The 21,916-nt window shown below is 71.6% G+C and carries 23 protein-coding genes; 14 read left to right on the plus strand and 9 right to left on the minus strand.

Features of this window, described 5'->3' with window-relative positions:
- Nucleotides 1-54: 54 nt before the first annotated feature.
- From lipA to CIB93_RS30915, 3 genes are all read left to right on the plus strand, one after another.
- Complete coding sequence (lipA, locus tag CIB93_RS30905; RefSeq protein WP_096631682.1) at nt 55-1,035, plus strand: lipoyl synthase; 981 nt, start codon at nt 55-57, stop codon at nt 1,033-1,035.
- 268 nt (nt 1,036-1,303) lie between these two features.
- Nucleotides 1,304-1,504: a hypothetical protein gene (locus CIB93_RS30910; RefSeq protein WP_096631684.1), complete on the plus strand. Its 201-nt coding sequence runs from the start codon at nt 1,304-1,306 to the stop codon at nt 1,502-1,504.
- 30 nt (nt 1,505-1,534) lie between these two features.
- Nucleotides 1,535-2,242 (plus strand): DUF4191 domain-containing protein, encoded by a 708-nt coding sequence (locus tag CIB93_RS30915; protein WP_096631686.1) that lies wholly within the window; start codon nt 1,535-1,537, stop codon nt 2,240-2,242.
- Between the two features lie 137 nt (nt 2,243-2,379).
- Here the strand turns inward: CIB93_RS30915 and CIB93_RS30920 are convergent, their stop codons facing one another.
- On the minus strand, nt 2,380-2,787 hold the full coding sequence (locus tag CIB93_RS30920) for an RDD family protein (RefSeq protein WP_179500306.1): 408 nt from the start codon (nt 2,785-2,787) through the stop codon (nt 2,380-2,382).
- A gap of 281 nt (nt 2,788-3,068) precedes the next feature.
- Between CIB93_RS30920 and glnA the strand changes: the two genes are divergently transcribed.
- Nucleotides 3,069-4,478, plus strand: coding sequence for a type I glutamate--ammonia ligase (gene glnA, locus CIB93_RS30925; protein ID WP_096631690.1), 1,410 nt, complete (start codon nt 3,069-3,071; stop codon nt 4,476-4,478).
- Between the two features lie 219 nt (nt 4,479-4,697).
- Here glnA and CIB93_RS38200 read toward each other — a convergent pair whose 3' ends face one another.
- From CIB93_RS38200 to CIB93_RS30940, 4 genes are all read right to left on the minus strand, one after another.
- The gene (locus CIB93_RS38200; protein ID WP_179500304.1) at nt 4,698-4,841 is read right to left on the minus strand and encodes an HGGxSTG domain-containing protein; all 144 of its coding nucleotides are present in this window, start codon (nt 4,839-4,841) and stop codon (nt 4,698-4,700) included.
- Between the two features lie 123 nt (nt 4,842-4,964).
- The gene (locus CIB93_RS30930; protein ID WP_096631692.1) at nt 4,965-5,531 is read right to left on the minus strand and encodes a GNAT family N-acetyltransferase; all 567 of its coding nucleotides are present in this window, start codon (nt 5,529-5,531) and stop codon (nt 4,965-4,967) included.
- The gene (gene cpt / locus CIB93_RS30935; protein WP_096631694.1) at nt 5,528-6,097 is read right to left on the minus strand and encodes a chloramphenicol phosphotransferase CPT; all 570 of its coding nucleotides are present in this window, start codon (nt 6,095-6,097) and stop codon (nt 5,528-5,530) included. The genes CIB93_RS30930 and cpt overlap by 4 nt, the downstream gene beginning before the upstream one ends.
- A gap of 208 nt (nt 6,098-6,305) precedes the next feature.
- Nucleotides 6,306-6,611, minus strand: a complete 306-nt coding sequence (locus CIB93_RS30940) for a hypothetical protein (RefSeq protein ID WP_096631696.1) — start codon at nt 6,609-6,611, stop codon at nt 6,306-6,308.
- Nucleotides 6,612-6,730: 119 nt separating this feature from the next.
- Between CIB93_RS30940 and CIB93_RS30945 the strand changes: the two genes are divergently transcribed.
- Complete coding sequence (locus CIB93_RS30945) at nt 6,731-7,090, plus strand: arsenate reductase family protein (RefSeq protein ID WP_096631698.1); 360 nt, start codon at nt 6,731-6,733, stop codon at nt 7,088-7,090.
- Nucleotides 7,091-7,240: 150 nt separating this feature from the next.
- Here CIB93_RS30945 and CIB93_RS30950 read toward each other — a convergent pair whose 3' ends face one another.
- Nucleotides 7,241-7,738: a carboxymuconolactone decarboxylase family protein gene (locus CIB93_RS30950; protein WP_096631700.1), complete on the minus strand. Its 498-nt coding sequence runs from the start codon at nt 7,736-7,738 to the stop codon at nt 7,241-7,243.
- A gap of 47 nt (nt 7,739-7,785) precedes the next feature.
- Between CIB93_RS30950 and CIB93_RS30955 the strand changes: the two genes are divergently transcribed.
- Nucleotides 7,786-9,285, plus strand: a complete 1,500-nt coding sequence (locus CIB93_RS30955) for a PLP-dependent aminotransferase family protein (RefSeq protein ID WP_096631701.1) — start codon at nt 7,786-7,788, stop codon at nt 9,283-9,285.
- Here the strand turns inward: CIB93_RS30955 and CIB93_RS30960 are convergent, their stop codons facing one another.
- Complete coding sequence (locus tag CIB93_RS30960; protein ID WP_096631703.1) at nt 9,286-10,194, minus strand: Gfo/Idh/MocA family protein; 909 nt, start codon at nt 10,192-10,194, stop codon at nt 9,286-9,288. It lies immediately after the preceding gene.
- Nucleotides 10,195-10,499: 305 nt separating this feature from the next.
- Between CIB93_RS30960 and CIB93_RS30965 the strand changes: the two genes are divergently transcribed.
- The 6 genes from CIB93_RS30965 to CIB93_RS30990 all read left to right on the plus strand — a co-directional run bounded on the left by CIB93_RS30965 (nt 10,500) and on the right by CIB93_RS30990 (nt 18,380).
- Nucleotides 10,500-12,047: a hypothetical protein gene (locus CIB93_RS30965; RefSeq protein WP_096631705.1), complete on the plus strand. Its 1,548-nt coding sequence runs from the start codon at nt 10,500-10,502 to the stop codon at nt 12,045-12,047.
- Nucleotides 12,044-13,183 (plus strand): hypothetical protein, encoded by a 1,140-nt coding sequence (locus CIB93_RS30970; RefSeq protein WP_096631707.1) that lies wholly within the window; start codon nt 12,044-12,046, stop codon nt 13,181-13,183. The genes CIB93_RS30965 and CIB93_RS30970 overlap by 4 nt, the downstream gene beginning before the upstream one ends.
- A 154-nt stretch (nt 13,184-13,337) precedes the next feature.
- Nucleotides 13,338-14,372, plus strand: a complete 1,035-nt coding sequence (gene glnII / locus CIB93_RS30975; RefSeq protein ID WP_096631709.1) for a glutamine synthetase — start codon at nt 13,338-13,340, stop codon at nt 14,370-14,372.
- Between the two features lie 310 nt (nt 14,373-14,682).
- Nucleotides 14,683-15,951, plus strand: a complete 1,269-nt coding sequence (locus CIB93_RS30980; RefSeq protein ID WP_096631710.1) for a sensor histidine kinase — start codon at nt 14,683-14,685, stop codon at nt 15,949-15,951.
- Entirely contained in the window at nt 15,936-16,583 is a 648-nt protein-coding gene (locus CIB93_RS30985) for a response regulator transcription factor (RefSeq protein WP_096631712.1), read from the plus strand. The genes CIB93_RS30980 and CIB93_RS30985 overlap by 16 nt, the downstream gene beginning before the upstream one ends.
- 249 nt (nt 16,584-16,832) lie before the next feature.
- The gene (locus CIB93_RS30990; protein ID WP_096631714.1) at nt 16,833-18,380 is read left to right on the plus strand and encodes a DUF1996 domain-containing protein; all 1,548 of its coding nucleotides are present in this window, start codon (nt 16,833-16,835) and stop codon (nt 18,378-18,380) included.
- Nucleotides 18,381-18,413: 33 nt separating this feature from the next.
- Here CIB93_RS30990 and CIB93_RS30995 read toward each other — a convergent pair whose 3' ends face one another.
- The gene (locus tag CIB93_RS30995) at nt 18,414-18,911 is read right to left on the minus strand and encodes a hypothetical protein (protein ID WP_096631716.1); all 498 of its coding nucleotides are present in this window, start codon (nt 18,909-18,911) and stop codon (nt 18,414-18,416) included.
- A 27-nt stretch (nt 18,912-18,938) separates the two neighbouring features.
- The gene (locus CIB93_RS31000) at nt 18,939-19,715 is read right to left on the minus strand and encodes a class I SAM-dependent methyltransferase (RefSeq protein WP_179500305.1); all 777 of its coding nucleotides are present in this window, start codon (nt 19,713-19,715) and stop codon (nt 18,939-18,941) included.
- Between the two features lie 91 nt (nt 19,716-19,806).
- Between CIB93_RS31000 and CIB93_RS31005 the strand changes: the two genes are divergently transcribed.
- Both CIB93_RS31005 and CIB93_RS31010 read left to right on the plus strand, forming a co-directional pair.
- Nucleotides 19,807-20,712, plus strand: coding sequence for a metal-dependent hydrolase (locus tag CIB93_RS31005; protein WP_096631717.1), 906 nt, complete (start codon nt 19,807-19,809; stop codon nt 20,710-20,712).
- 3 nt (nt 20,713-20,715) lie between these two features.
- Nucleotides 20,716-21,795: a PDR/VanB family oxidoreductase gene (locus CIB93_RS31010; RefSeq protein WP_096631719.1), complete on the plus strand. Its 1,080-nt coding sequence runs from the start codon at nt 20,716-20,718 to the stop codon at nt 21,793-21,795.
- Nucleotides 21,796-21,916: the final 121 nt, after the last annotated feature.

Here is a 21,916-nt window from a genome sequence, read left to right on the forward strand (position 1 = left end):
TCGCCGAAGAATCCCATGCGAATCCCACGCAGCAGAAAGCAAAGGGGAGCCGGAGTGTCCGCTGTCGCACCCGACGGGCGCAAGATGCTGCGCCTGGAGGTCCGGAACAGCCAGACCCCCATCGAGCGCAAGCCCGAGTGGATCAAAACGCGGGCGAAGATGGGCCCCGAGTACAAGCAGCTGCAGAATCTCGTGAAGGGCGAGGGGCTGCACACGGTCTGCCAGGAGGCGGGCTGCCCCAACATCTTCGAGTGCTGGGAGGACCGCGAGGCCACCTTCCTCATCGGCGGTGACCAGTGCACGCGGCGCTGTGACTTCTGCCAGATCGACACGGGCAAGCCGCAGGCGCTGGACCGTGACGAGCCGCGCCGCGTCGGCGAGTCGGTCGTCACGATGGACCTGAACTACGCCACCATCACCGGCGTCGCCCGCGACGACCTGGAGGACGGCGGCGCCTGGCTGTACGCCGAGACGGTCCGCCAGATCCACACGCTCACCGCGGAGCGGGAGGCAGGCGCGACCAAGGTCGAGCTGCTGATCCCCGACTTCAACGCGGAGCCCGAGCAGCTCGCCGAGGTCTTCTCCTCGCGCCCCGAGGTGCTCGCGCACAACGTGGAGACGGTGCCGCGCATCTTCAAGCGGATCCGCCCCGGTTTCCGCTACGAGCGTTCCCTGGAGGTCATCACGCGGGCCCGCGAGGCCGGCCTGGTGACCAAGTCGAACCTGATCCTCGGCATGGGCGAGACCCGCGAGGAAGTCAGCGAGGCGCTCCAGGACCTGTACGACGCGGGTTGCGAGCTCATCACGATTACGCAGTACCTGCGGCCCACCGTGCGGCACCACCCGGTCGAGCGCTGGGTGAAGCCGCACGAGTTCGTCGAGCTGAAGGACGAGGCCGACGCGATCGGCTACTCCGGTGTGATGTCGGGTCCGCTGGTGCGCTCCTCGTACCGCGCGGGCCGTCTCTTCCAGCAGGCGATGGACGCGCGCGGCGCGGCCGCCGCCGGGAGCGCCCCGGCGGCCCGGGCCGTGTGAGTCCGCTCACCGGGCCCACCGCCCCGTCATGACACCACCCGAGCGGTCCGTGCGCTACCCGCAGGTAGGGGACGCGTACGGACCGCTCCGGCGTGCGCGGCACCGGAATGAAGGTTTCATTGGTGTTTGACCGACCGGTCATGCGCTGGTAACACCGAGCAGTGACCCTAGGTACACATACGGCGGCGCTCCCCGCAGCCGCCGTCACTGATTCCCGTACTCAGTCCGCGCCCGGGGTCGGCGCATCCTTCCGAGGGGGAACACCACGATGCAGGCCGCACCGGTCCGTGCTCACGCTCTTCCGTCCGTCACCACCGCCCTGCGCGCCGTCGAGTCGCTGCTGCTGAGCGGCGGCCAGCGCACCGCCCGCCGCAACGCCTGGACGGCCGTCCTGGAGGACCGCCGCCGCGCCAAGGACCGGGTGGAGGCCCAGCACGTCCTGGAGGCCGTGGCCGACCACCGTTCCTAGGTCGCTCCCCCGCCACGTAAACTTCTGTTTATGGCGAGGAAGGCAAAAACCGAAGGCGCGGACAGCGCCGAGAACGCAGGGCGACTCAAGCAGATCGCCCTGACCTACAAGATGACCAGGCGGACCGACAGCAAGATCGGTCTTGTTATCGCAGGTGTCGGAATCGTCACGTTCGGTGTCCTCCTCGGCATCGGCTTCGCGATCGGGCACCCGGTCTATCTGGGCATCCTGGGCTTCGTCCTGGCCGTCCTCGCGATGGCGATCGTCTTCGGCCGACGCGCCGAGCGGGCGGCCTTCGGGCAGATGGAGGGCCAGCCGGGAGCGGCGGCCGCCGTCCTGGACCGGATCGGGCGCGGCTGGACCACCACCCCCGCGGTGGCGATGAACCGCAGCCAGGACGTCGTCCACCGGGCGGTCGGCAAGGCCGGCATCGTCCTGGTGGCCGAGGGCAACCCGAACCGGGTGAAGGGCCTGCTGGCGGCCGAGAAGAAGAAGATGGCCCGCATCGTGGTGGACGTGCCGGTGCACGACATCATCGTCGGCAACGGCGAGGGCCAGGTGCCGCTGAAGAAGGTCCGCACCAAGATGCTGAAGCTCCCCCGCGTGCTCACCGGCCCCCAGGTGACCTCCACCAACGACCGGCTGCGCGCGATGGGCGACCTGATGAGCAACATGCCGCTGCCGAAGGGCCCGATGCCGAAGGGCATGCGGATGCCGCGCGGCGGAAAGATGCGCTGACGGCGGACGTACGCGACGTAGACGTGGGCGACATGCGAGGCGGCCCCGGACCATGACGGTCCGGGGCCGCCTCGCATGTACGGGTCGGGCTCGTCGCGTACGCGTCGGCTCGCCGCCGCATCCGGGCTGTGTCCGGGCTACATCCGGACCTGCACGGCGCGCCCGAGGCGGTCGTGCAGTCCTCGCCCGTCGCGGTCCCAGACCAGCGCGGGGATGGCGAGCAGGAGCAGGAGGGTCCGCAGGACCACGCGCCCGAAGCCGAGTCGGCCGCCGTCCTCGGAGATGACGCGCAGCCCGAGCAGGCGCTTGCCCGGGGTGCAGCCGATGGTCCCGACGGTGGCGAGGCTGAGCACGAGGAAGATCCCGAGCGCCCAGTTCCCCGCCGCCTGCTGGTCACCGCGAGCGAACAGCCCGTATGCGATCACCATGCAGAGCGACCAGTCGATGAAGAGGGCCCCGAAGCGCCGTCCGAGCGGCGCGACCGAGCCGGGCCCGCGCTCGGGCAGCCCGAGCCCCTTGCCCCGGTAGCCGAAGTCGGCGCCCATCTCCTCGGCGGCCGCGCGGGGCCCCGAGAGCCACGATCCGATTGCTTGCCTGTTGTCCACCCGTCCACGGTACTGCGCCGGTATCCGGCCCCGGCCGGGCGGGGCACCGCATCGGGCCGCGGAGATGCCGCCGACCCTCGCCCCGGTTAACTTGGGCGAAACAAATGGGTCATGCTTGAGAAATCACGCCTGCCTATGGTCGGGTCCAGCGTGTGCCACCGCACTGGCCGCACCACGAGCTACAACCCCGTCCCTCCCGGGCCGGGAGTAGGAGGAGTTGGATGTTCCAGAACGCCGACGAAGTGCAGAAGTACGTAGCGGACAACGACGTCAAGTTCATCGATGTCCGGTTCTGCGACCTGCCCGGGGTGATGCAGCACTTCACGATCCCGGCAGCGACCTTCGACCCGGCCGAGGAACTGGCCTTCGACGGTTCGTCGATCCGTGGCTTCCAGGCCATCCACGAGTCGGACATGGCGCTGCGCGCGGACCTGTCGACGGCTCGGGTGGACCCCTTCCGCCGCGACAAGACGATCAACATCAACTTCTTCATCCACGACCCGATCACGGGCGAGCAGTACAGCCGTGACCCGCGCAACATCGCCAAGAAGGCCGAGGCCTACCTCGCCTCGACCGGCTTCGCGGACACCGCGTACTTCGGCCCGGAGGCCGAGTTCTACGTCTTCGACAACGTCCGCTTCCAGACGTCGGCGAACGAGAGCTTCTACCACATCGACTCCGAGGCCGGCGCCTGGAACACCGGTGCGGTCGAGAACAACCGCGGCTACAAGGTCCGCTACAAGGGCGGCTACTTCCCCGCCCCGCCGGTGGACCACTTCGCGGACCTGCGGGCCGAGATCTCCCTGGAGCTGGACAAGAACGGCCTCCAGGTCGAGCGCCAGCACCACGAGGTCGGCACCGCCGGCCAGGCCGAGATCAACTACAAGTTCAACACGCTGCTGGCCGCGGCCGACGACCTGATGCTCTTCAAGTACATCGTGAAGAACGTCGCCTGGCGCAACGGCAAGACCGCGACCTTCATGCCGAAGCCGATCTTCGGCGACAACGGCTCGGGCATGCACGTGCACCAGTCGCTGTGGCAGGGCGGCTCGCCGCTCTTCTACGACGAGCAGGGCTACGCCGGTCTCTCGGACATGGCCCGCTACTACATCGGCGGCATCCTGAAGCACGCGCCGTCGCTGCTGGCCTTCACCAACCCGACGGTGAACTCCTACCACCGCCTGGTCCCCGGCTTCGAGGCCCCGGTCAACATGGTGTACTCGCAGCGCAACCGTTCCGCCGCGATGCGCATCCCGATCACCGGCTCGAACCCGAAGGCCAAGCGCGTCGAGTTCCGCGCCCCGGACCCGTCCTCGAACCCGTACCTGGCGTTCTCGGCACTGCTGATGGCGGGCCTGGACGGCGTGAAGAACAAGATCGAGCCGGCGGAGCCGATCGACAAGGACCTCTACGAGCTGGCTCCCGAGGAGCACGCCAACGTCCAGCAGGTCCCGACCTCCCTCCCGGCCGTGCTCGAAGCCCTGGAAGCGGACAACGAGTACCTCCAGGCGGGCGGCGTCTTCACGTCGGACCTGATCGAGACGTGGATCGACTACAAGCGCACGAACGAGATCGCCCCGATCCAGCTGCGGCCGCACCCGCACGAGTTCGAGCTGTACTTCGACATCTAGACCACGGCTCGGGCCCCTGCGCCTGACGCGACGAGGGCCGCTGCCTCCTTCCGGGGGCGGCGGCCCTCGGCCGTTCCGTCGACAGGGCCGGGGCACGTTCGCACCCGAGGAGACCAGCTCGATGTGGACCTCGGACCCACCGACGTTGATACGAGCCGGTCGTACCGGCTCGACGGGTCGTGCACCGGGGCGCGGTCAGCGCTTCTTGGTCTTCCTCTTCTAGCGCTTCTTGGTCTTCCTCTTCTGCCGGAGAGTCCACTCGCCCCGGTGGAGCTGACACCGGGAGTAGCCGATCATCGCCGGGTTGCGGCACGGCTTGCCGGACTTCGTCTTCAGTGATCCGCAGGTGACTTGCTTGCCCATGGGCCCTCCCGCCCCGCAGGTCGACGCATTGAAGGCATCGTCAGGGACCAGCGCGTCCAGTGTCCGCCGATCCGCGCGTGTCGGCTGATTCCAGGTCCCGCGCGACCGGAAGGCGACCCGCCGTCACCGCAGCGAAGGCCGCGCCCTCCCCGCCCAGTACTCGTCCGCCGTGATGCCCAGCAGGACCACGTCGTGGTAGGCGCCCGCGAAGAACTCGTGCCGGCGGAGGCGGCCCTCCTCGACGAAGCCGAGTTTGCGGTAGAGGGCCAGGGAGGCGTCGTTGAAGGCGTAGACCTCCACCTCGCATTTGTGGCAGCGCTGTTCGGCGAACATGTAGGTGAGGACCAGTTCGGTGGCCTCGGCCGCGTAGCCCCGTCGGCGGTGTTCGCGGGTGATCTCGATGCCCGTACGGAAACGTCCGGCCCGGGCGTCGGTCTCGCCGACCGACACCGCGCCGGCGAAGGCGTGCTCGGAGCGGGTCTCGATGACCAGGTGGTACGCGGTGGGGTTCGGGGTGCGGCCGGCGCGTTCGGCGGTCCAGGCGCGGAAGCCCTCGTCCGAGCGCGGCGGCTCGACCATGTCGGCGTTCCGGGCGTCCACGGTGTGCTGGGCCAGGGCCCGGAAGCCCTCCCAGTCGTCCGGTTCGATGCCTCGAAGGCGTACCTTCTCGCCGGTCCACAGGTCGCTCATGGTGTTCCAGCCTGATGCGCGGGGGCCGGTCGGCAGGCTACGCGGGCCGCGATGGTCCTTGCGCAGTCCAGGGACTCCGTGTGCGTGGTGTCCACCTCCAGGTCGTACACGACGCCCCGGTGGACCGTCTCGGCCTGGGACTCGGCCATGCCCCGGGGGCGGTCCCCGCGGGCGGTCTCGCGGGCCGCGGCGGCCTCGGCCTCACACCTGACGCCGACCCACAGCACGTCCAGGCCCGTCAGGGCCTTCCGCCACGTTTCCTGGGAGGCCGGGCCGCCGAGGAAGACGTCGTCGACGATGACCCGGGCTCCCGCCCGTACCATCGCGGCGACCCCCTCGCGCCAGGCCGCCTCCAGCCTCCGGAACTCCGGTCCGACGGTTACGTCGCCGTCCGCGCCGAACCCGATGCCCTTGTCCGACGTCAGCAGGGAGGCGGGCATCGCGTCGACCAACGTGTCGATCGCGGCGGCCAGCCATGGGTCCGGCAGTTCCGCCTGGAGGCAGCGGACGATGCCGGACTTGCCGGAGCTGGACCCGCCGTTCAGCACGATCACTTGAGTCGTCACCGGGTCACGGTAGGGGCAACCGGTACGGGCCCCCAGCGATTTTCGGTGCGGCCGCCGTACCGCCGTGCCCCCGGCATCATGCGGACCTCACGGGACGAGGTCCGGCGCGGTACGGCCCCGGCCGCACCTGCGCCCCCGGGCCGGTGAGGTCCGGGGGCGCAGGGCGATCGGTGTTGGGGGTAAGGCGGGGGGGTGGTGGGGTTGGTCGTCAGCGGCCGTAGCGGATCAGCGCGCGGACCATGCGGCAGGTGGTGTCGGACGGCGGGTGGATGCCCAGGCGCTCGGCGGTGATCCGTATCCGGTGGTTTCCGGCGCTGGAGGGCTGGTAGACCCCGCTGTCGAGCAGGGCGATCGCCAGGCGCATGGCCTTGAGGCGGCGGTTGTGGGAGACATACCACTCGCGGGGGCGGCCCGCGGGCAGTCGCTTCTTCGGCATCGGGGTGGGAAGCGGCGGGTGGAAGGGCATCGGGAGCTGTCGGTCGAGCGGCTCGGACGTGACTGCGGCAACGGCCATCGGCATCCTCCTGGCAGGGTGATGGAACCCTTGTGAACTCCCTCCATTTTACTGCCCCCCACTGACAATCGCCCCTGGCCAGAGGCTATTTCGGTAGTCCCTCGCGTACCCTTGGCCCCATGGAGATCTGGATCAATCCGGCCTGTTCTAAGTGCCGCAGCGCGCTGACCCTGCTCGACGCGGAAGGCGCCGACTACACCGTCCGCCGTTACCTGGAGGACGTGCCGTCGCCCGAGGAGATCCGGGCCGTCCTCGACCGGCTCGGTCTTCAACCGTGGGAGATCACACGGACCCAGGAAGCGGCGGCCAAGGAGCTCGGGCTCAAGGAGTGGCCCCGGGAAGCCGGTTCGCGCGAGCGGTGGATCGCCGCCCTGTCCGAGCACCCCAAGCTGATCCAGCGGCCCATCATCACCGCCGACGACGGCAGCGCCGTGGTGGCGCGCACCGATGACGCGGTTCGGGACGCGCTGGGGCGGTAGCGGAGGCCTCGGGCCCCCCGGAAACACGTCAACCCGGAAACACGTCCAGGCGGCCGTTCAGCTCGGCCGCCGCCGGGACGTGTAGCGGCAGGGTGTGGTGGGTCACGCCGGGGATCGTTGGCCGAGGCCCGGGGCGGCGGGACCGTACGGTCAGCGCTCGTCCGTGCCCGCCCGCTTGGACGTGGCGAGGGCGATGCGGTTCCAGGTGTTGATGGTGAGGATCAGGGCCAGCAGCCGGGCCAGCTCCTCCTCGTCGAAGTGCGCCGCCGCACGGCCGTAGACCGCGTCCGGAACCCCGGCGTCCACGACTCGGGTGACCGCGTCGGTCAGGGCCAGGGCTGCCTGTTCCTTCTCCGTGAAGAAGTGGGTCGCCTCCTGCCACACCGCGACCATGTGCAGCCGCTCCTCGCTCTCCCCCGCCTTGCGCGCGTCCGTGGTGTGCATGTGCAGGCAGTACGCGCAGTTGTTCAGGTGCGAGGAGCGGATCTGGACCAGCTCGACCAGGGTCGGGTCCAGACCCTCGCGGGCCGCCGCGTCCAGACCGATCACGGCCCGGAAGACCTTCGGGGCGGTCTTCGCGAAATTGAGCCGAGCGGTGGGGGCGGTAGTCGTGGCGCGGTTGTTCGTCTTGATCTCTGTCGTCGTCATGGGTACGAATCTAGGACGACGGGCGACCGGTTACGGGGTGCATTTCGATGACGTATTCATGGGTCAATTCTGCGGAGATCCTGGGCAGTGATCTGCCACTGGAGCTCTCCGGTACGGGCAACCGCCGGGCCGTCCTGATGGCCGCGCTGCGCGAGGCCGTCCGCAGCGGGCGGCTCGCCCCCGGTACCCGGCTGCCGCCCTACCGTTCCCTCGCCGCCGACCTGGGCCTGGCCCGCAACACCGTCGCCGACGCCTACGCGGAGCTGGTCGCGGAGGGGTGGCTGGCGGCCCGCCAGGGCTCGGGCACCCGGGTCGCCGAGCGGGCCGCCCCCGTCACCCCCGTCCACCGGCCGCGCACCCCCGAGCGCGCCGCCCGCCCGGTCCACGACCTGGTCCAGGGGCAGCCGGACCCCTCGGTCTTCCCGCGCACCGCCTGGCTGGCCTCCGCGCGCCGGGCCATCGCGGCCGCCCCCAACGACGCGTTCGGGCCCGGCGATCCGCACGGGCGGCCCGAGCTGCGGCGGGCCCTGGCCGGTTATCTGGCCCGGGTGCGCGGGGTGCGGGCCTCGCCGGAGCGCGTCGTCCTCTGCTCGGGCGCCGCGCACGGGCTGCGGCTGCTGGCGGACGTGCTCGGCGGTCCGTGGGCGGCGGAGGAGTACGGTCTGCCCTTCCACCGCGGGCTCCTCGCCGCTCACGGCGTCGGGACGCGGCCGCTGGGCGTGGACGGGGACGGGGCACGGGTCGACGGGCTGACCCGCCGGGACCGTGCCGTACTGCTCACGCCCGCCCACCAGTTCCCGACCGGCGGACCGCTGCACCCCGCGCGGCGGGCCGCCGTGGTCGACTGGGCCCGGTCCACCGGCGGGCTCGTCGTCGAGGACGACTACGACGGGGAGTTCCGCTACGACCGGCAGCCCGTGGGGGCCGTCCAGGGGCTCGATCCCGAGCATGTGGTGCTGCTCGGATCGGTCAGCAAAAGCCTCTCCCCCGGCCTGCGGATCGGCTGGATGGTACTGCCCCAGCGGCTGGTCGCGCCCGTCGTGGCGGCGAAGGGCGAGCGTGAGCAGTGGTCGAGCGCCACCGAACAGCTGACGCTCGCGGACTTCGTCGAGTCGGGCGCGTACGACCGGCAGGTACGGCGGATGCGGCAGCGCCACCGCCGCCGCCGGGACCAGCTGGTGGCCGCCCTGGAGCGGCGGGCGCCGCACGTCCGGGTCACCGGGATCGCGGCGGGCCTGCACGCGGTGCTTGAGCTGCCGCCCGGCACCGAGCGTTCGGTGGTCCGGGCGGCGGCCTGGCAGGGGCTTGCGGTGGAGGGGCTGGCCGACTACCGGCACCCGGGGGCGACTCCGTGTCCGGTCGCGGACGTGACTCCGTACGCGGGCGGCTCCGGCACCCGCCCGCACCCGGGCCCTGGCCCGGCAAAGGACGCCTCGGACGCCGATGCCGGCGTCCGTGACGGGCTCGTCGTCGGCTATGCCACCCCCGCCGAACACGCCTACCCGGAGGCGTTGGAGGCCCTGTGCCGGGCCCTCCCGCCGGGGTGATCAGGCTGCCTGCGACTCCGCCTGTGCCAGCAGCTCCGTGAGGTGGAGGCCGAAGCGGGCGTCGCATGGGTGCGGCACCCCCGTGCGTACCGCTTCGGCCAGCGCGTCCACCGCTCCCCGGAACGCGGTCCGCGCGCCGTCCCAGCCCGGGATCTCGGCCGTCCCCCGCTCGCCCCGGAGCTCGATCTGCACGCCCGCCGCGCCGGGCGGGGCGCTCAGGCCGAGGGTCACCGTGCTGGAGGCGCCGGAAGCGTGGCGCAGGATCAGGTGGGTGGTGTCGGCGGGGCCGCGGGCGGCGGTCACCTCCGTGACCTCGCCCAGGACCGGGATGAGCACCGAGAGCGTGTGCGGGCCGACGTCCCACAGGCCGCCCTTCTCGCGCCGCCACGGGGACTCCGCGTACTCGCTGGTGGAGCCGGACGCGTAGAGCGAGCCGAGCCACTGCGCGCGGGCGGTGAACCAGCCGCCCGCCGCTGTCTGTTCGGCGATCCAGGCCGACGTCTCCGGGGCGAAGCGCAGGGTGCAGAAGACCACCGAGGCGACCTCCGCCTCCGCCGCCGCCTCGGCCACCGCGCGGGCCCCCTCGACCGTCGTGGCCACCGGCTTGTCCATCAGCAGGTGGCAGCCCGCCTCCGCCGCCCGGACGGCCAGCGGGGCCTGGACGTCCGGCGGCAGCGCGAAGGCGATCGCGTCGCTCGCCTCCAGCAGCGCGTCGATCCCCTCCTCACCCGTGTACGCCCGCGTCCCGTGGGCGGCCGCGAGGGCCTCCGCCGCCTCGGCCCGGCGGCCCCACATCCCGCTCAGCTCGACGCCGGGGTGGGCGGCGAGCGCGGGGGCCTGGGTGTTGCGCGCCCAGGGGCCGGTGCCGAGGAGACCGATACGCAGAGGAGTGGTGCCCGCAGTCGTCATGGGTGCCAGTGTGCCGGGTGCGCGAAGGAGCCCCGGAAAGGAGCCCCGGAAAGGGGCCTGGAGCGGGGCCTTGGAAGAGGGCCTTGGAAGAGGGCCTTGGAACGGGGGCTTGGGACGGGGGCTTGGAACCGGGGCGCCTTGAAGTGGTCCCGAATGCGGTGGCGCGGCACCCTCGTGTCCGGTTACGTTTCCCGGGCCGGCCGCGGGACTCCGGCTGCGACTTCCGAGATGTGCCTGTAAAGCGATGATTTCGTTGTTCGCGCCCCCATTCCCCGGCCGGCATCCACGTCCACCGGGGGAAGACCATGCCTGCGTCCGAGACCTTCGCCGACCTCGTCGCCGCCGAGGACGTCCTGCTCTTCGTGAACGCGGCGATCACCGCGACCGGGCAGCGCGAGTTCCGCTCCGACGCCGTCGGCCAGCAGCTGTCGTTGGACTTCCTCCACACCTACGTACGGGTCAACTACCGGCGTGTCTATGCCTCTTCGCTGGCCCTGGACATCAACGACCACAACGCCGCCCGCATCGTACGCGAGCTCCTGGAGACGGCGGGCGAGGCGAGTACCCAGGAGCGGCGCACCGAGGGGCGGCTCATCGCCGCCCGGCTGGCACTGCTGCCGCCGCCGCGCGTCTACCGGCTCTTCGGCGAGTTGCGCCGGGCCGGGGTCAACAACCGGCGCACCCGGGCGATCATGCGCGACTGGCTGGCGGCCCGGCCGGACCTGGGGCACGACGCGGTGAAGTACCGCGGCGGGCTGAAGTCGGCCGCCCGGCACATCCATCTGCGCTGCCCCGAGGGGACGGATCCGCTCCCCGAAGTCGGGGCGTTCCTGTTCCGGCCCGGGCGGCTGCCGCGCTACGAGCACCGGCTGCTGGACGCCTGGCGGCGCGCCCACTACGAGCAGGGGGCCGTGGCCGAGCTGCCGTTCACCGTCGCGGAGGGGTTCGCGGACCGGCACGGGATGAAGCGCGAGGTGTTCCTGAAGCGGGCCGCGCCCCGGATGACCCGGCTGGAGCGCCTGCGCACCCAGGAGCAGCGGGTGGAGGGCGACCAGCAGCCGGACGTCGATCTGACCGTCATGCCGCTGACCCGCCTGGCCCTGTACGTACTCGCGCTCCCCTTCGAGCGGCGCGCCGCCCGCCGCGCGGAGCTGTCCGGTGCCCTGCGCACGGCCGCCCGCCGGGCCGCGGGCGGGCACGCGGGGACCTGGGGGCGTGTACACGCGGTGCTGGACGACAGCTTCTCCTCGTCCGGTTCGGGGCAGAAGCGGCGGCGGCCGCTGGCCGTCGCGCTGGCCTCCCACTACCTGCTGGAGGCGCTCGCGGCTCCCGGCGCCTACCGCGCGCTGTGGACCTCGGGCCGGGACGACGCCCTGCTCGTACGCCCATGGGGGCCGACCCCGCTCGGGATGCGGATCCTGGACGCGCTGGAGCCCGGGCCGGGCGGCGGCGGTGCGGACCGGCCCGCGAGCGCTGGTGCGGACCAGTCGGCCGATGCCGCTCCGGACCGGCTGGTCGACGCCGCTCCGGACCGGCTGGTGATCGTCTCGGACGGCTGGGACAACGCTCCGGCGGGCCTTGCGGGCGAGGTGCTGCGCGTGTGGCGGAGCCGGCTGGACCCGGCGCGCCGGACGGCCGTCGTGCACCTCAACCCCGTATACGACGCGGCCGGTTTCGACGTCCGGCGGCTCGCGGCGGGGGTTCCGACGGCCGGCATCCGGGACGCGGAGGATCTGCCCGCCCTGGTGGAGATCGCCCGGTTCGCGGAGGGGCGGACCGGGGCGGCGGAGCTGCACGCCTATCTGGGCCGCCGGGTGGCCCGGTTCCTGGGAGAGAAGGAGACCGCGTCGTGAACCGGCTGGAGCTCACCGGGCTCACCACCCGGCCCTCCCAGGTGTGGGGAGGCGTCCGGCTCGTCCCGCTGGTGCGCGAGGCGCCGGTGGAGGGGCTGCGGCTGCACCGGGAGGTGTACGAGGGGCTCGGCGCGGGGATCGTCGAGCTCGGACCCCGTAGCCACTACGTCTCGTACATTCCCCACGGGTTCGTCGCCGACTGGTCGGGCACCGATACCGCCGCGCCGGAGCCGGGCGGGCAGTCCGCCGCGTACGGAACGCAGTTCGGCGGCCGGGACGCGCCGACGGCCCTCCGCCTTCCCTCGCTCCCCCGCCACCGCATGGCCAAGCGGCGCCCCGGCGACCGGCTGCGGTTCCTGCCGCTCCACCTGGCCCTGGAGGGCTACCTCGCGCTGCACTTCGGCGGTCCGTCGACGGCCTGGGAGGAGTGGTCGCGGGCGGCCCTGCGCGACGGGCTCTCGCCGCGCGCCGAGGACGCGTACCTCGGGCGGTCGGTGCGCGGGCTCGGGGAAGCGCTGCGGATCTTCGAGATCCACCCGGACCAGTGCGGGGTGATGGTGTACGCCTCCGACGCGCTCGCCGCCGCGTTCGTGGTGCCGCACCCGGAGGACTACCGGCTGCTCCACGCCTCGCTGGTGGAGGACCTGTACGGGGAAGTGGTGCACCAGTACGCGCTCTACGGGGCGCCGGTCCCGGAGTTCGGGGCGCGGCTCGGGGGCGGGGAGCACATCCGTACGCTCGCCGATCTGCGGGCGGCCGCGCGGGGGCAGGAGCGCGCGTGGGAGGAGGCGCACGACAGCCTGTTCGCGCGGGAACTGCTGAACTCCTCGTACGGGTTCGACCGGGTCTACCGGATGGGGTCGTTCACGCTGTGGCGGTTCCTGCCGCCGTTCGTCCGGGACGGGAGCGGGCAGCACATCGGGGAGACGATCACCGATCACCAGGGGCAGGTCGCCTACCTCAAGACGTTCCGGCTCTCCGACGCCCAGATCCGGCGCGGCCATCTGCTGCACACCCTGGCGGGCGCGGACTGGGAGCTGTCGCGGGCGGCCGCCGCGCTGGGGTCGAGCCGGGAGGAACTGGTGCGGCGAATCCGGGCGGCCGGGGTCGGGAACCTGCTCAAGGGCGACGTGTGACCCCTGCCCGGGCAGCGTAGGACCGGTCCGGACCAGGCACCCTTTAACGCAGGGATCCTCGGTAACACGGGGTTCACACTCGGGCAACGGACGGGAAATCGCGTCTTGCCAAGCTGCGCGGCATAGACCGCTGCACCCGCAAAGGATGGCGTCCGTGACGTTCAAGGCTGAGTACATCTGGATAGACGGCACCGAGCCGACCGCCAAGCTTCGTTCCAAGACGAAGATCATGGACGGCACTCCGTCGCAGGACGTGGCGGACCTCCCGATCTGGGGCTTCGACGGCTCCAGCACCAACCAGGCCGAGGGTCACGCCTCCGACCGGGTGCTGAAGCCCGTCTTCACCTGCCCGGACCCGATCCGCGGCGGTGACGACGTCCTCGTCCTGTGCGAGGTCTTCAACATCGACATGACGCCGCACGAGTCCAACACCCGGGCCGCGCTGCGTCCGGTGGCCGAGCGGTTCGCGGGCCAGGCCCCGGTCTTCGGCATCGAGCAGGAGTACACCTTCTTCGACGGCCACCGGCCGCTCGGCTTCCCCGAGGGCGGCTTCCCGGCCGCGCAGGGCGGCTACTACTGCGGCGTCGGCGCCGACGAGATCTTCGGCCGTCAGATCGTGGAGAAGCACCTCGACAACTGCCTCAAGGCGGGGCTCGGCATCTCCGGCATCAACGCCGAGGTCATGCCCGGCCAGTGGGAGTTCCAGGTGGGCCCGCTGTCCCCGCTGGAGGTCTCCGACCAGCTGTGGGTCGCCCGTTGGCTGCTCTACCGCACCGCCGAGGACTTCAACGTCTCCGCGACCCTGGACCCCAAGCCGGTCAAGGGCGACTGGAACGGCGCGGGCGCGCACACCAACTTCTCCACGAAGGCGATGCGCGAGGGCTACGACGCGATCATCACCGCGTGCGAGTCGCTGGGCGAGGGCTCCAAGCCGATGGACCATGTCAAGAACTACGGCGCGGGCATCGACGACCGGCTCACCGGCCTGCACGAGACGGCCCCCTGGAACGAGTACAGCTACGGCGTCTCCGACCGCGGCGCCTCGGTCCGCATCCCGTGGCAGGTCGAGCAGGACCAGAAGGGGTACATCGAGGACCGTCGTCCCAACGCCAACGTCGACCCGTACGTCGTCACGCGGCTGATCGTCGACACCTGCTGCACCGCGCTGGAGAAGGCCGACCAGGTCTGATCCGTCCCGCAGCAGCCGTGTACGTAGGAGGGGCCCGCCGGTTCTGTTCTCCGGCGGGCCCCTCGCCGTGCGTGAGGACGTTCGTGAGCAGGTCCGTGAGGAAGCCCACGGCCGCGGCCGAGCGCTTCGGGACGCTTCCGGATCCAGGAACGGGGCGCGGCCCACCCTCAGCCGTCCAAGCGGCGGGTGCGGGGGTGGTGCCAGGTACACCCCCGCCGGGTGGTGAACCGGCTGCCGCGGCGGGGCCACCTCGGGCGAGACTTGCGGCGGACCGGGAACCAGCCCGGGGCCGGCGAGGGGAGAAGCCAAGATGAAGACGGTCACGGGACGATTGAGGCCGACGGTGGTGGCGGCGGGGCGCGGCCTGTTCCTGTCGGTGGCCGGTCTGGCGGGCTCCGTCACCCTGTTCGCCCTCGCCGTGCTCTCGATCTCCTTCATCCTGCTGGGCATCGGGGTGTTCACCACCCCAGTGGTGCTGGAGGCGGTCCGCAAGCACGCCAACCAGCGGCGGCTGTGGGCGGCGACCTGGTCGGGCGTACGGATTCCGGTCCCGTACCGGCCCCTTCCCGAGGATCTGGGGACGGGCGTCACCGGGCGGGTGGAGCGGACCGCGCTGATGCTGAAGGACCCGGCGACCCGGCGGGACCTTCAGTGGCTGCTGGTCGACATGACGGCGGGCGCGGTGGTGGCGTTCCTGGCGGCGGGCCTGATGATCTACCCGGTCGAGGGGCTGGTACTGGCGGCGGGCCTGTGGCGGGTGTTCCGGGACGACCCGTACTGGTACGGGTTCGTGCCGGTGGACAGCCAGCTGACGGGGCTGGCCGCCCTGGCGCTGGGGGTCGTGCTCTTCCACGTCGGGCTGCGGGCCTCCGAGCCGCTGCTGCGGGCGCACTTCCTGCTCGCCCGTACGCTGCTGGCGCCCACCCAGGACCAGGCGCTGGAGCAGCGCATCGAGCGGCTGACCGAGACCCGCCACGAGGCCGTGGACACCGCCGCGTCCGAACTGCGCCGGATCGAGCGGGACCTGCACGACGGGGCACAGGCCCGGCTGGTCGCGATGGGCATGAACCTGGGCACGATCGAGGCGCTGATCGAGAAGGACCCGGCACAGGCGAAGAAGATGCTGGCGATGGCCCGGGAGTCCTCCGCGGAGGCCCTGACCGAACTGCGCGACCTGGTCCGGGGCATCCACCCGCCGGTCCTCGCCGAACGGGGCCTGGGAGACGCGGTCCAGGCGCTGGCCCTGCGGCTGCCGGTCGCCTGCGAGGTGACCGTGGAGCTGCCGGGGCGGGCGGAGGCGCCGGTGGAGTCGGCGGCGTACTTCGCGGTCAGCGAGGCCCTGACGAACACGGTGAAGCACGCGGGGGCCGAGCGGATCTACGTGGACCTCCACCACACGGAGGGGATGCTCCGGATCTCCGTGACGGACGACGGCAGGGGCGGTGCGGTGGTCGGACCGGGCTCGGGGCTGACCGGAATCGAACGGCGACTGGGTACATTCGACGGCGTCCTGGCCGTCAGCAGCCCCGCGGGCGGTCCCACCATGGTGACCATGGAGATTCCTTGCGAGTTGTCCTAGCCGAAGATCTCTTCCTGTTGCGCGACGGTCTGGTGCGCATGCTGGAGGCGTACGACTTCGAGATCGCCGCAGCTGTGGAAACCGGGCCCGAACTGTCCAAAGCCCTGGCCGAGTTGGAGCCGGACGTCGCCGTCGTCGACGTCCGGCTCCCGCCTTCCCACACGGACGAGGGCCTCCAGTGCGCACTGGAGGCCCGCCGGGCCCGGCCGGGACTTCCGGTGCTGGTCCTCTCGCAGCACGTGGAGCAGTTGTACGCACGGGAGTTGCTGGCGGACGGCGACGGCGGCATCGGCTATCTGCTGAAGGACCGGGTCTTCGACGCGGACCAGTTCATCGACGCGGTACGCCGGGTGGCGGCGGGCGGCACGGCGATGGACCCGCAGGTGATCTCCCAGCTCCTGTCCCGCCGTTCACAGGACAAGCCGATGGGCGGCCTCACTCCGCGCGAGCGGGAGGTGATGGCGCTCATGGCCCAGGGCCGCTCGAACGCCGCCATCGCCTCGCAGATGGCGATCACTGAGCGGGCGGTGGCCAAGCACACGTCGAACATCTTCGGCAAGCTCGGTCTGCCCCCGTCGGACGACGACAACCGCCGAGTACTGGCGGTGCTGGCGTATCTGGATCACGGGTGATCCGGGAGTACATCCGTGAGTACGGCGGCTTCCGGACACGGCCTGGGCCCGGGCTTCGGCCGACCGGCTCGGGGGCCCCGAGGCGCCGCCCGGCCTCACTGACGGCCGCGCCGTCGCGCCCGGCCCGAGAGCTGAGGACCCGGACGGTTCTCCGGCTGGAGGTTCCCACGAATCGGCCCGGGCTCTGAACGGACCGCTCGGCCCGTCCGTATGGGACGTCACGCTTCTCCCTCGAAGCAGAGGAGTCCCATGCGACGCACATCCCACAAGAAACGTTCCACGCTGGCGAACCGGGCCATTGCCGCCTCCGCCGCCCTGATCCTGGGGGGAGGTGGGCTGGTCGCGGTCAATGTCTACGCCTCCGCGGGGGAAGGACCGTCCGGTTCTCCGCCCACCCGGACGCAGAACGCAGGCCGCCAGTTGTCCACCATCGTCTGCCCCGAAGCCGTGAACGGACTGGCCGAGGTGCCGGACCGGGTCCGGAGCGAGGTCGACCGTGAACTCGCGGCGATGGATACCCAGATCACCGATGCCTACCGGCAGTTCGCCGACCGGAAGGAGCAGATAGCCCGCGATCCCGGGCTGGCCGAGAACGCCGTGCTCGGGCCGTTGCGCAGCAAGCGGGCCGCGAGCCTCGACCGCATCGGCACCGCGATCGGGCGCGTCGCGGAGCGGCCTGGAGGGCTGGACAGCCTCGCCGGATGCAGCCTGCGCGCCGACGACAGCCGCCCCGGAGGCGGGGGCGGCAACGGCGGTAGCGGTGGCGATGACGACGGCCAGGGGCAGGACCAGGGCCAGAATCAGGGGCAGAACGCCGGGCAAGGACAGTACGGAGGACAAGGGCAGGACCCCGGCCAGGACCCGGGCCGAGATCCCGGCCAAGGGGAAGGTTCCGGGCAGGGGCAGGGCGGCAACGGTCCCGTGGCCGCCGATTTCGTCGATATCCAGTCCGTCCAGCCCAATGTCGAGCGGCCCCGCAAGCGCCGCAACGCCTCCCGGGGCACCTTCACCACCGACTGCGGCCGTAATGAGAACGGGAAGTTCAACCCTGACAACGTCATCGTCGCGCCCGGCGTGAGCAACGGCGCGCACCATATGCACGATTACGTCGGCAACCAGGCCAACGACGCGTTCGCCAGCGACGACGATCTGGCGAACGGCGCCACCACCTGCCGCAACCAGGGCGACCGTTCCACCTACTACTGGCCCGTCCTGCGGCTCCAGAACGGGCAGGACGAGAACGACGTGAACGCCGACGGCGGCGGCCGGGACCAGAACGTCGGGGAGATCCAGACGCCCTCCGAGGTCACGCTGAAGTTCGTCGGCTCGCCCGTCGGGAAGGTCACCGCGATGCCGCGCTTCCTGCGGATCATCACCGGGGACGCGAAGGCGTTCACCAACGGCGACGCCAATGCCAACGCCTCGTGGAGCTGCACCGGATTCGAGGACCGTCAGCTCAAGGACAAGTATCCGATCTGCCCCGAAGGCAGTCAGGTGGTGCGCACGTTCGCCTTCCAGAGCTGCTGGGACGGACAGAACACCGACAGCGCCAACCATCGCACCCATGTGGCGTTCGCCCAGGACAACGGGCGCTGCCCGAGCGGCTTCCGGGCCGTGCCGCAGCTGGTGCAGCGCGTTGTCTACGACGTCCCGCCCGGTCCCGGCTTCGCCGTCGACTCCTTTCCCGAGCAGCTGCACAAGCCCATCACCGATCACGGTGACTTCATCAACGTCTTCGACGACCGGCTGATGAAGAAGATGGTGCGGTGCATCAACGACGGCCGCCGCTGCCGCTGACGCGGCGCGTACGGCCCCCGTGAACCTGCGCGGTCAGCTCCCGTGGTGACCGGAGTGCCCGTCCTCGCTCCCCCCTCCGCCACTGTTCCCCGAGTGGTGAGGCGAGGCGGTCTCCACCGTCCCCCCGAGCCGGCCGCGCAGCGCTGCGACCACCTTCGGATCGCCGACTGCCACCCACTGCCGTCCTACGAGGTAGGAGCCGCCGTAGTCCTTGGCCTCGTTGACCCACTCCCGCTGGCCGCGGTCGGTTGCGAACGTGGTCAGTACGTAACGTCCGTCGTCCGTCGTGCAGTTGGCCTGGCGGAGCTCCTCGGCGTCGGTCTGTACGTTCGGGTCGCAGCCCGCCTTCTTCGCCAGCTCCTCCAGGGTGCCCGCCGCGGCGGGCGGCGGCGTGGGCCGCTCCCGGCCGCTGCCGTCGCCGTCGTCGGCGGATCGCGTGCTGCACCCGGCCAGGAACAGAAGCCCCGCCAGAGCCACCACGGCGGCCCCGGCTCGCGGTCCGCCCCGCCCGTCCGATCGTGTCGTCGCCATCGGCCCATCCTGCACCCGAAAGCAGGCTCAGGGGTGAGCTACGGCGAGACTTACGACATACGCCTCCTCGACCTCGCCGTCGGGGAACAGGGCGGCCAGCAGGGCCCGTTCGCGGTCGAAGTAGTCGCGGACCGCCGCCGGTTCACGGATCAGGAAGTCGGAGAGGGTGGCCAGGTTGCCGAGATGGACCTCCAGCGGCACACGGCGGCTCCACGCCACCTGCCGGGTGCGGAAACCGATCCCGTCGGGCAGCGCGGCCCGGAAGCGGGCCCGGTCGTCCGGGGCGGCCGGTATCTCCGCCCCGAAGAACGTGCGCAGCCGCCGTTCCTGGTCGAGGAGCCACCGCGCGGACGGGTCGGCGTCGTTCCACCACAGGGCGAGCGCCCCGCCCGGCCGCAGCACCCGGCGCGCCTCGGGGACGGACCGGGCCGGGTCGGTCCAGTGCCAGGCCTGGGCGTACGTGATCAGGTCCACGGAGCCGGTCCGCAGCGGCAGGCTGTTCCCGTCTCCCCGGACCACGGGGACGTCCGGCAGGCTCCGGCGGAACTGCTCGGCCATCCCGTCGCCCGGCTCCACCGCGGTGACCCGGGCCCCGCGCTCGCACAGCCGTGCCGTACCGAGCCCCGTACCGGCCCCGACGTCGGCGACCCGGGCTCCGGCGAGCGGCAGTCCGGCCAGGTCCTCGACGGCGTCGAACAGGGCGGGCGGGTAGGAGGGACGGTTAGCGTCATAGGCGGCGGCCACCGCGTCGAAGGAGCGCGCCTGCACGGGTTTCGGCACCCGCCTCGTCACTGGTTTCGTCATACGGGCGATCATCGCGCGGCCCCCCGCGTCCGTGCGGGGAATTCCGTGCACGCCTCTGGTCCCCCCGGGTACCCGTCAGTACATTGACACCATGTCTAACACGCAGCCAGCGGCGGTCGCGTCGGAGCGGACGCCCCTCAAGGCCCGCAAGGTGTCCTTCGCCTGGGAGCAGACCCCCCTGCACTGGGTGCCGGGCGACCCCTTCACCACGCACACGATCAACGTGCTCCACCTGCTGCTCCCGGCCGGAGAACGCTGGTTCATCCACGTCTACCGGCAGATCCTCCCGTACATCCGAGACGACCGGCTCCGCGAGGACGTCATCGGGTTCATCGGGCAGGAGGCCGTGCATTCGCAGGCGCACGACGATGTGCTGCCGCACCTGCGGGAGTTGGGCCTCGACCCGACCCCGTACACCGCGCAGGTCGACTGGTTCTTCGAGAAGCTGCTCGGGGACCGGACCCTGCCGCCGGGGCGGGCGTCCAAGTGGTGGCTGATGGAGCGCGTGGCGATGATCGCGGCGATCGAGCACTACACCGCCTTCCTCGGCGACTGGATCCTCAACGCCGAGGCGCTCGACCGGCGGGGCGCGGACCCGACCATGCTGGACCTGCTGCGCTGGCACGGCGCGGAGGAGGTGGAGCACCGGTCGGTGGCCTTCGACGTCTTCATGCACGTCGACGGCGGCTACCGGCGGCGGGTGCGGACCTGGGCTGCGGCCTTCTCCGCGCTGGTGTTCCTCTGGCAGCGCGGGACCCGGTTCTTCATGGAGAACGACCCGAGCCTGCTGGACGGCAGGGCGACGTTCAAGGCGTTCCACGCGAGCGGGAGGCAGGGCACGCTGCCGAGCACCGGAGCGATCCTGCGGTCCGTGCCGAGCTATCTCAGCCGCTCCTACCACCCGTCGCAGGAAGGCAGTACGGCCCAGGCCGTCGACTACCTCGCCCACTCGCCCGCGGCGCTCGCCGCCGAGGCCCGTACGACGGGAAGCTCCTGACCCATGGCTCTGCCCCGTCTGCGTACCGTCGCGCTCGTCACCGGCGCTGCCCTGCTCACCCGGCGGGCTCTGAAACGCCGGATCGCCCGGTCTCCGCTGTGGCCGCTGCCCGCCCTGCCCGAGCCGGTGTCGGGCCATTCCCAGCGGCGGCCGACGACGATCCGCCGGCTGCTGATCACCGGACGGACGGTGATCGCCGAGGACGTCGTCCAGCTCCGGCTGGAGGGGTCCGGCCTGGCGCGCTGGCAGCCCGGCGCGCATCTGGACCTGGTGCTGCCGTCCGGCCTGGTACGGCAGTACTCACTGTGCGGCGACCCGGACGACACCGGTGGGTACACGGTGGCGACCCGGCTGGTGGCGGACGGCCGGGGCGGTTCGCGGGAGGTGCACGAACAGCTCCGGGAGGGCCTGGAGATCGAGGTGCGCGGGCCGCGCAACCGCTTCCCGCTGACCGATGCCCCCGCCTACGTCTTCGTCGTCGGCGGCATCGGGATCACCCCGGTCCTGCCGATGCTGCGGTCGCTGGCCGCGTCGGGGGCCGACTGGCGGCTGCTGTACGGGGGACGGTCGCGGGCCTCCATGCCGTTCCTGGAGGAGATCGAGAAGCTCGGCACGGGCGGGGGCCGGGTCACGGTCGTCGCCCAGGACGAGGCGGGCCACCCGGACGTCACCGCGGCGCTGACCGGGCTCGCCCCGGGCACGGCGGTCTACTGCTGCGGGCCCGAGCCCCTGATGGAGGCCGTCACCGCCGCGCTCCCCGAGGGCTGCACGCTCCACCTGGAACGGTTCTCGGCGACGACGGGCGGGGGCCCTGTGGACTCCTCGGCCTTCGAGGTGGAACTGCGGCGCAGCGGCCGAACCGTGCCGGTCGCGGCCGGGCAGTCGGTGCTGGCCGCCGTCCGCGCGGAGCTGCCCCATGTCCCGTACTCCTGCGAGCAGGGCTTCTGCGGAACCTGCCAACAGCGCGTACTGGAGGGCGAGATCGAGCACCGGGACGAGCTGCTGACCGACGACGAGCGGGGCGACTCGATGCTGATCTGCGTCTCGCGCTGCCGGGGCGAGCGCCTGGTGCTGGACCTCTAGGGCCAACGCCGTTCAGTTAGATCGAGGTCCGGGGTGTCAAGGCCCGCTCATGAGCATGTGGATGCTGATGGTGGCTTTGTAGGTGGTGCGGTCAATGGCGGGTCCGCGTGCGTTGTATTTG

This window comes from Streptomyces sp. WZ.A104 (assembly GCF_002382885.1).
In the GTDB taxonomy this organism is placed as follows: domain Bacteria; phylum Actinomycetota; class Actinomycetes; order Streptomycetales; family Streptomycetaceae; genus Streptomyces.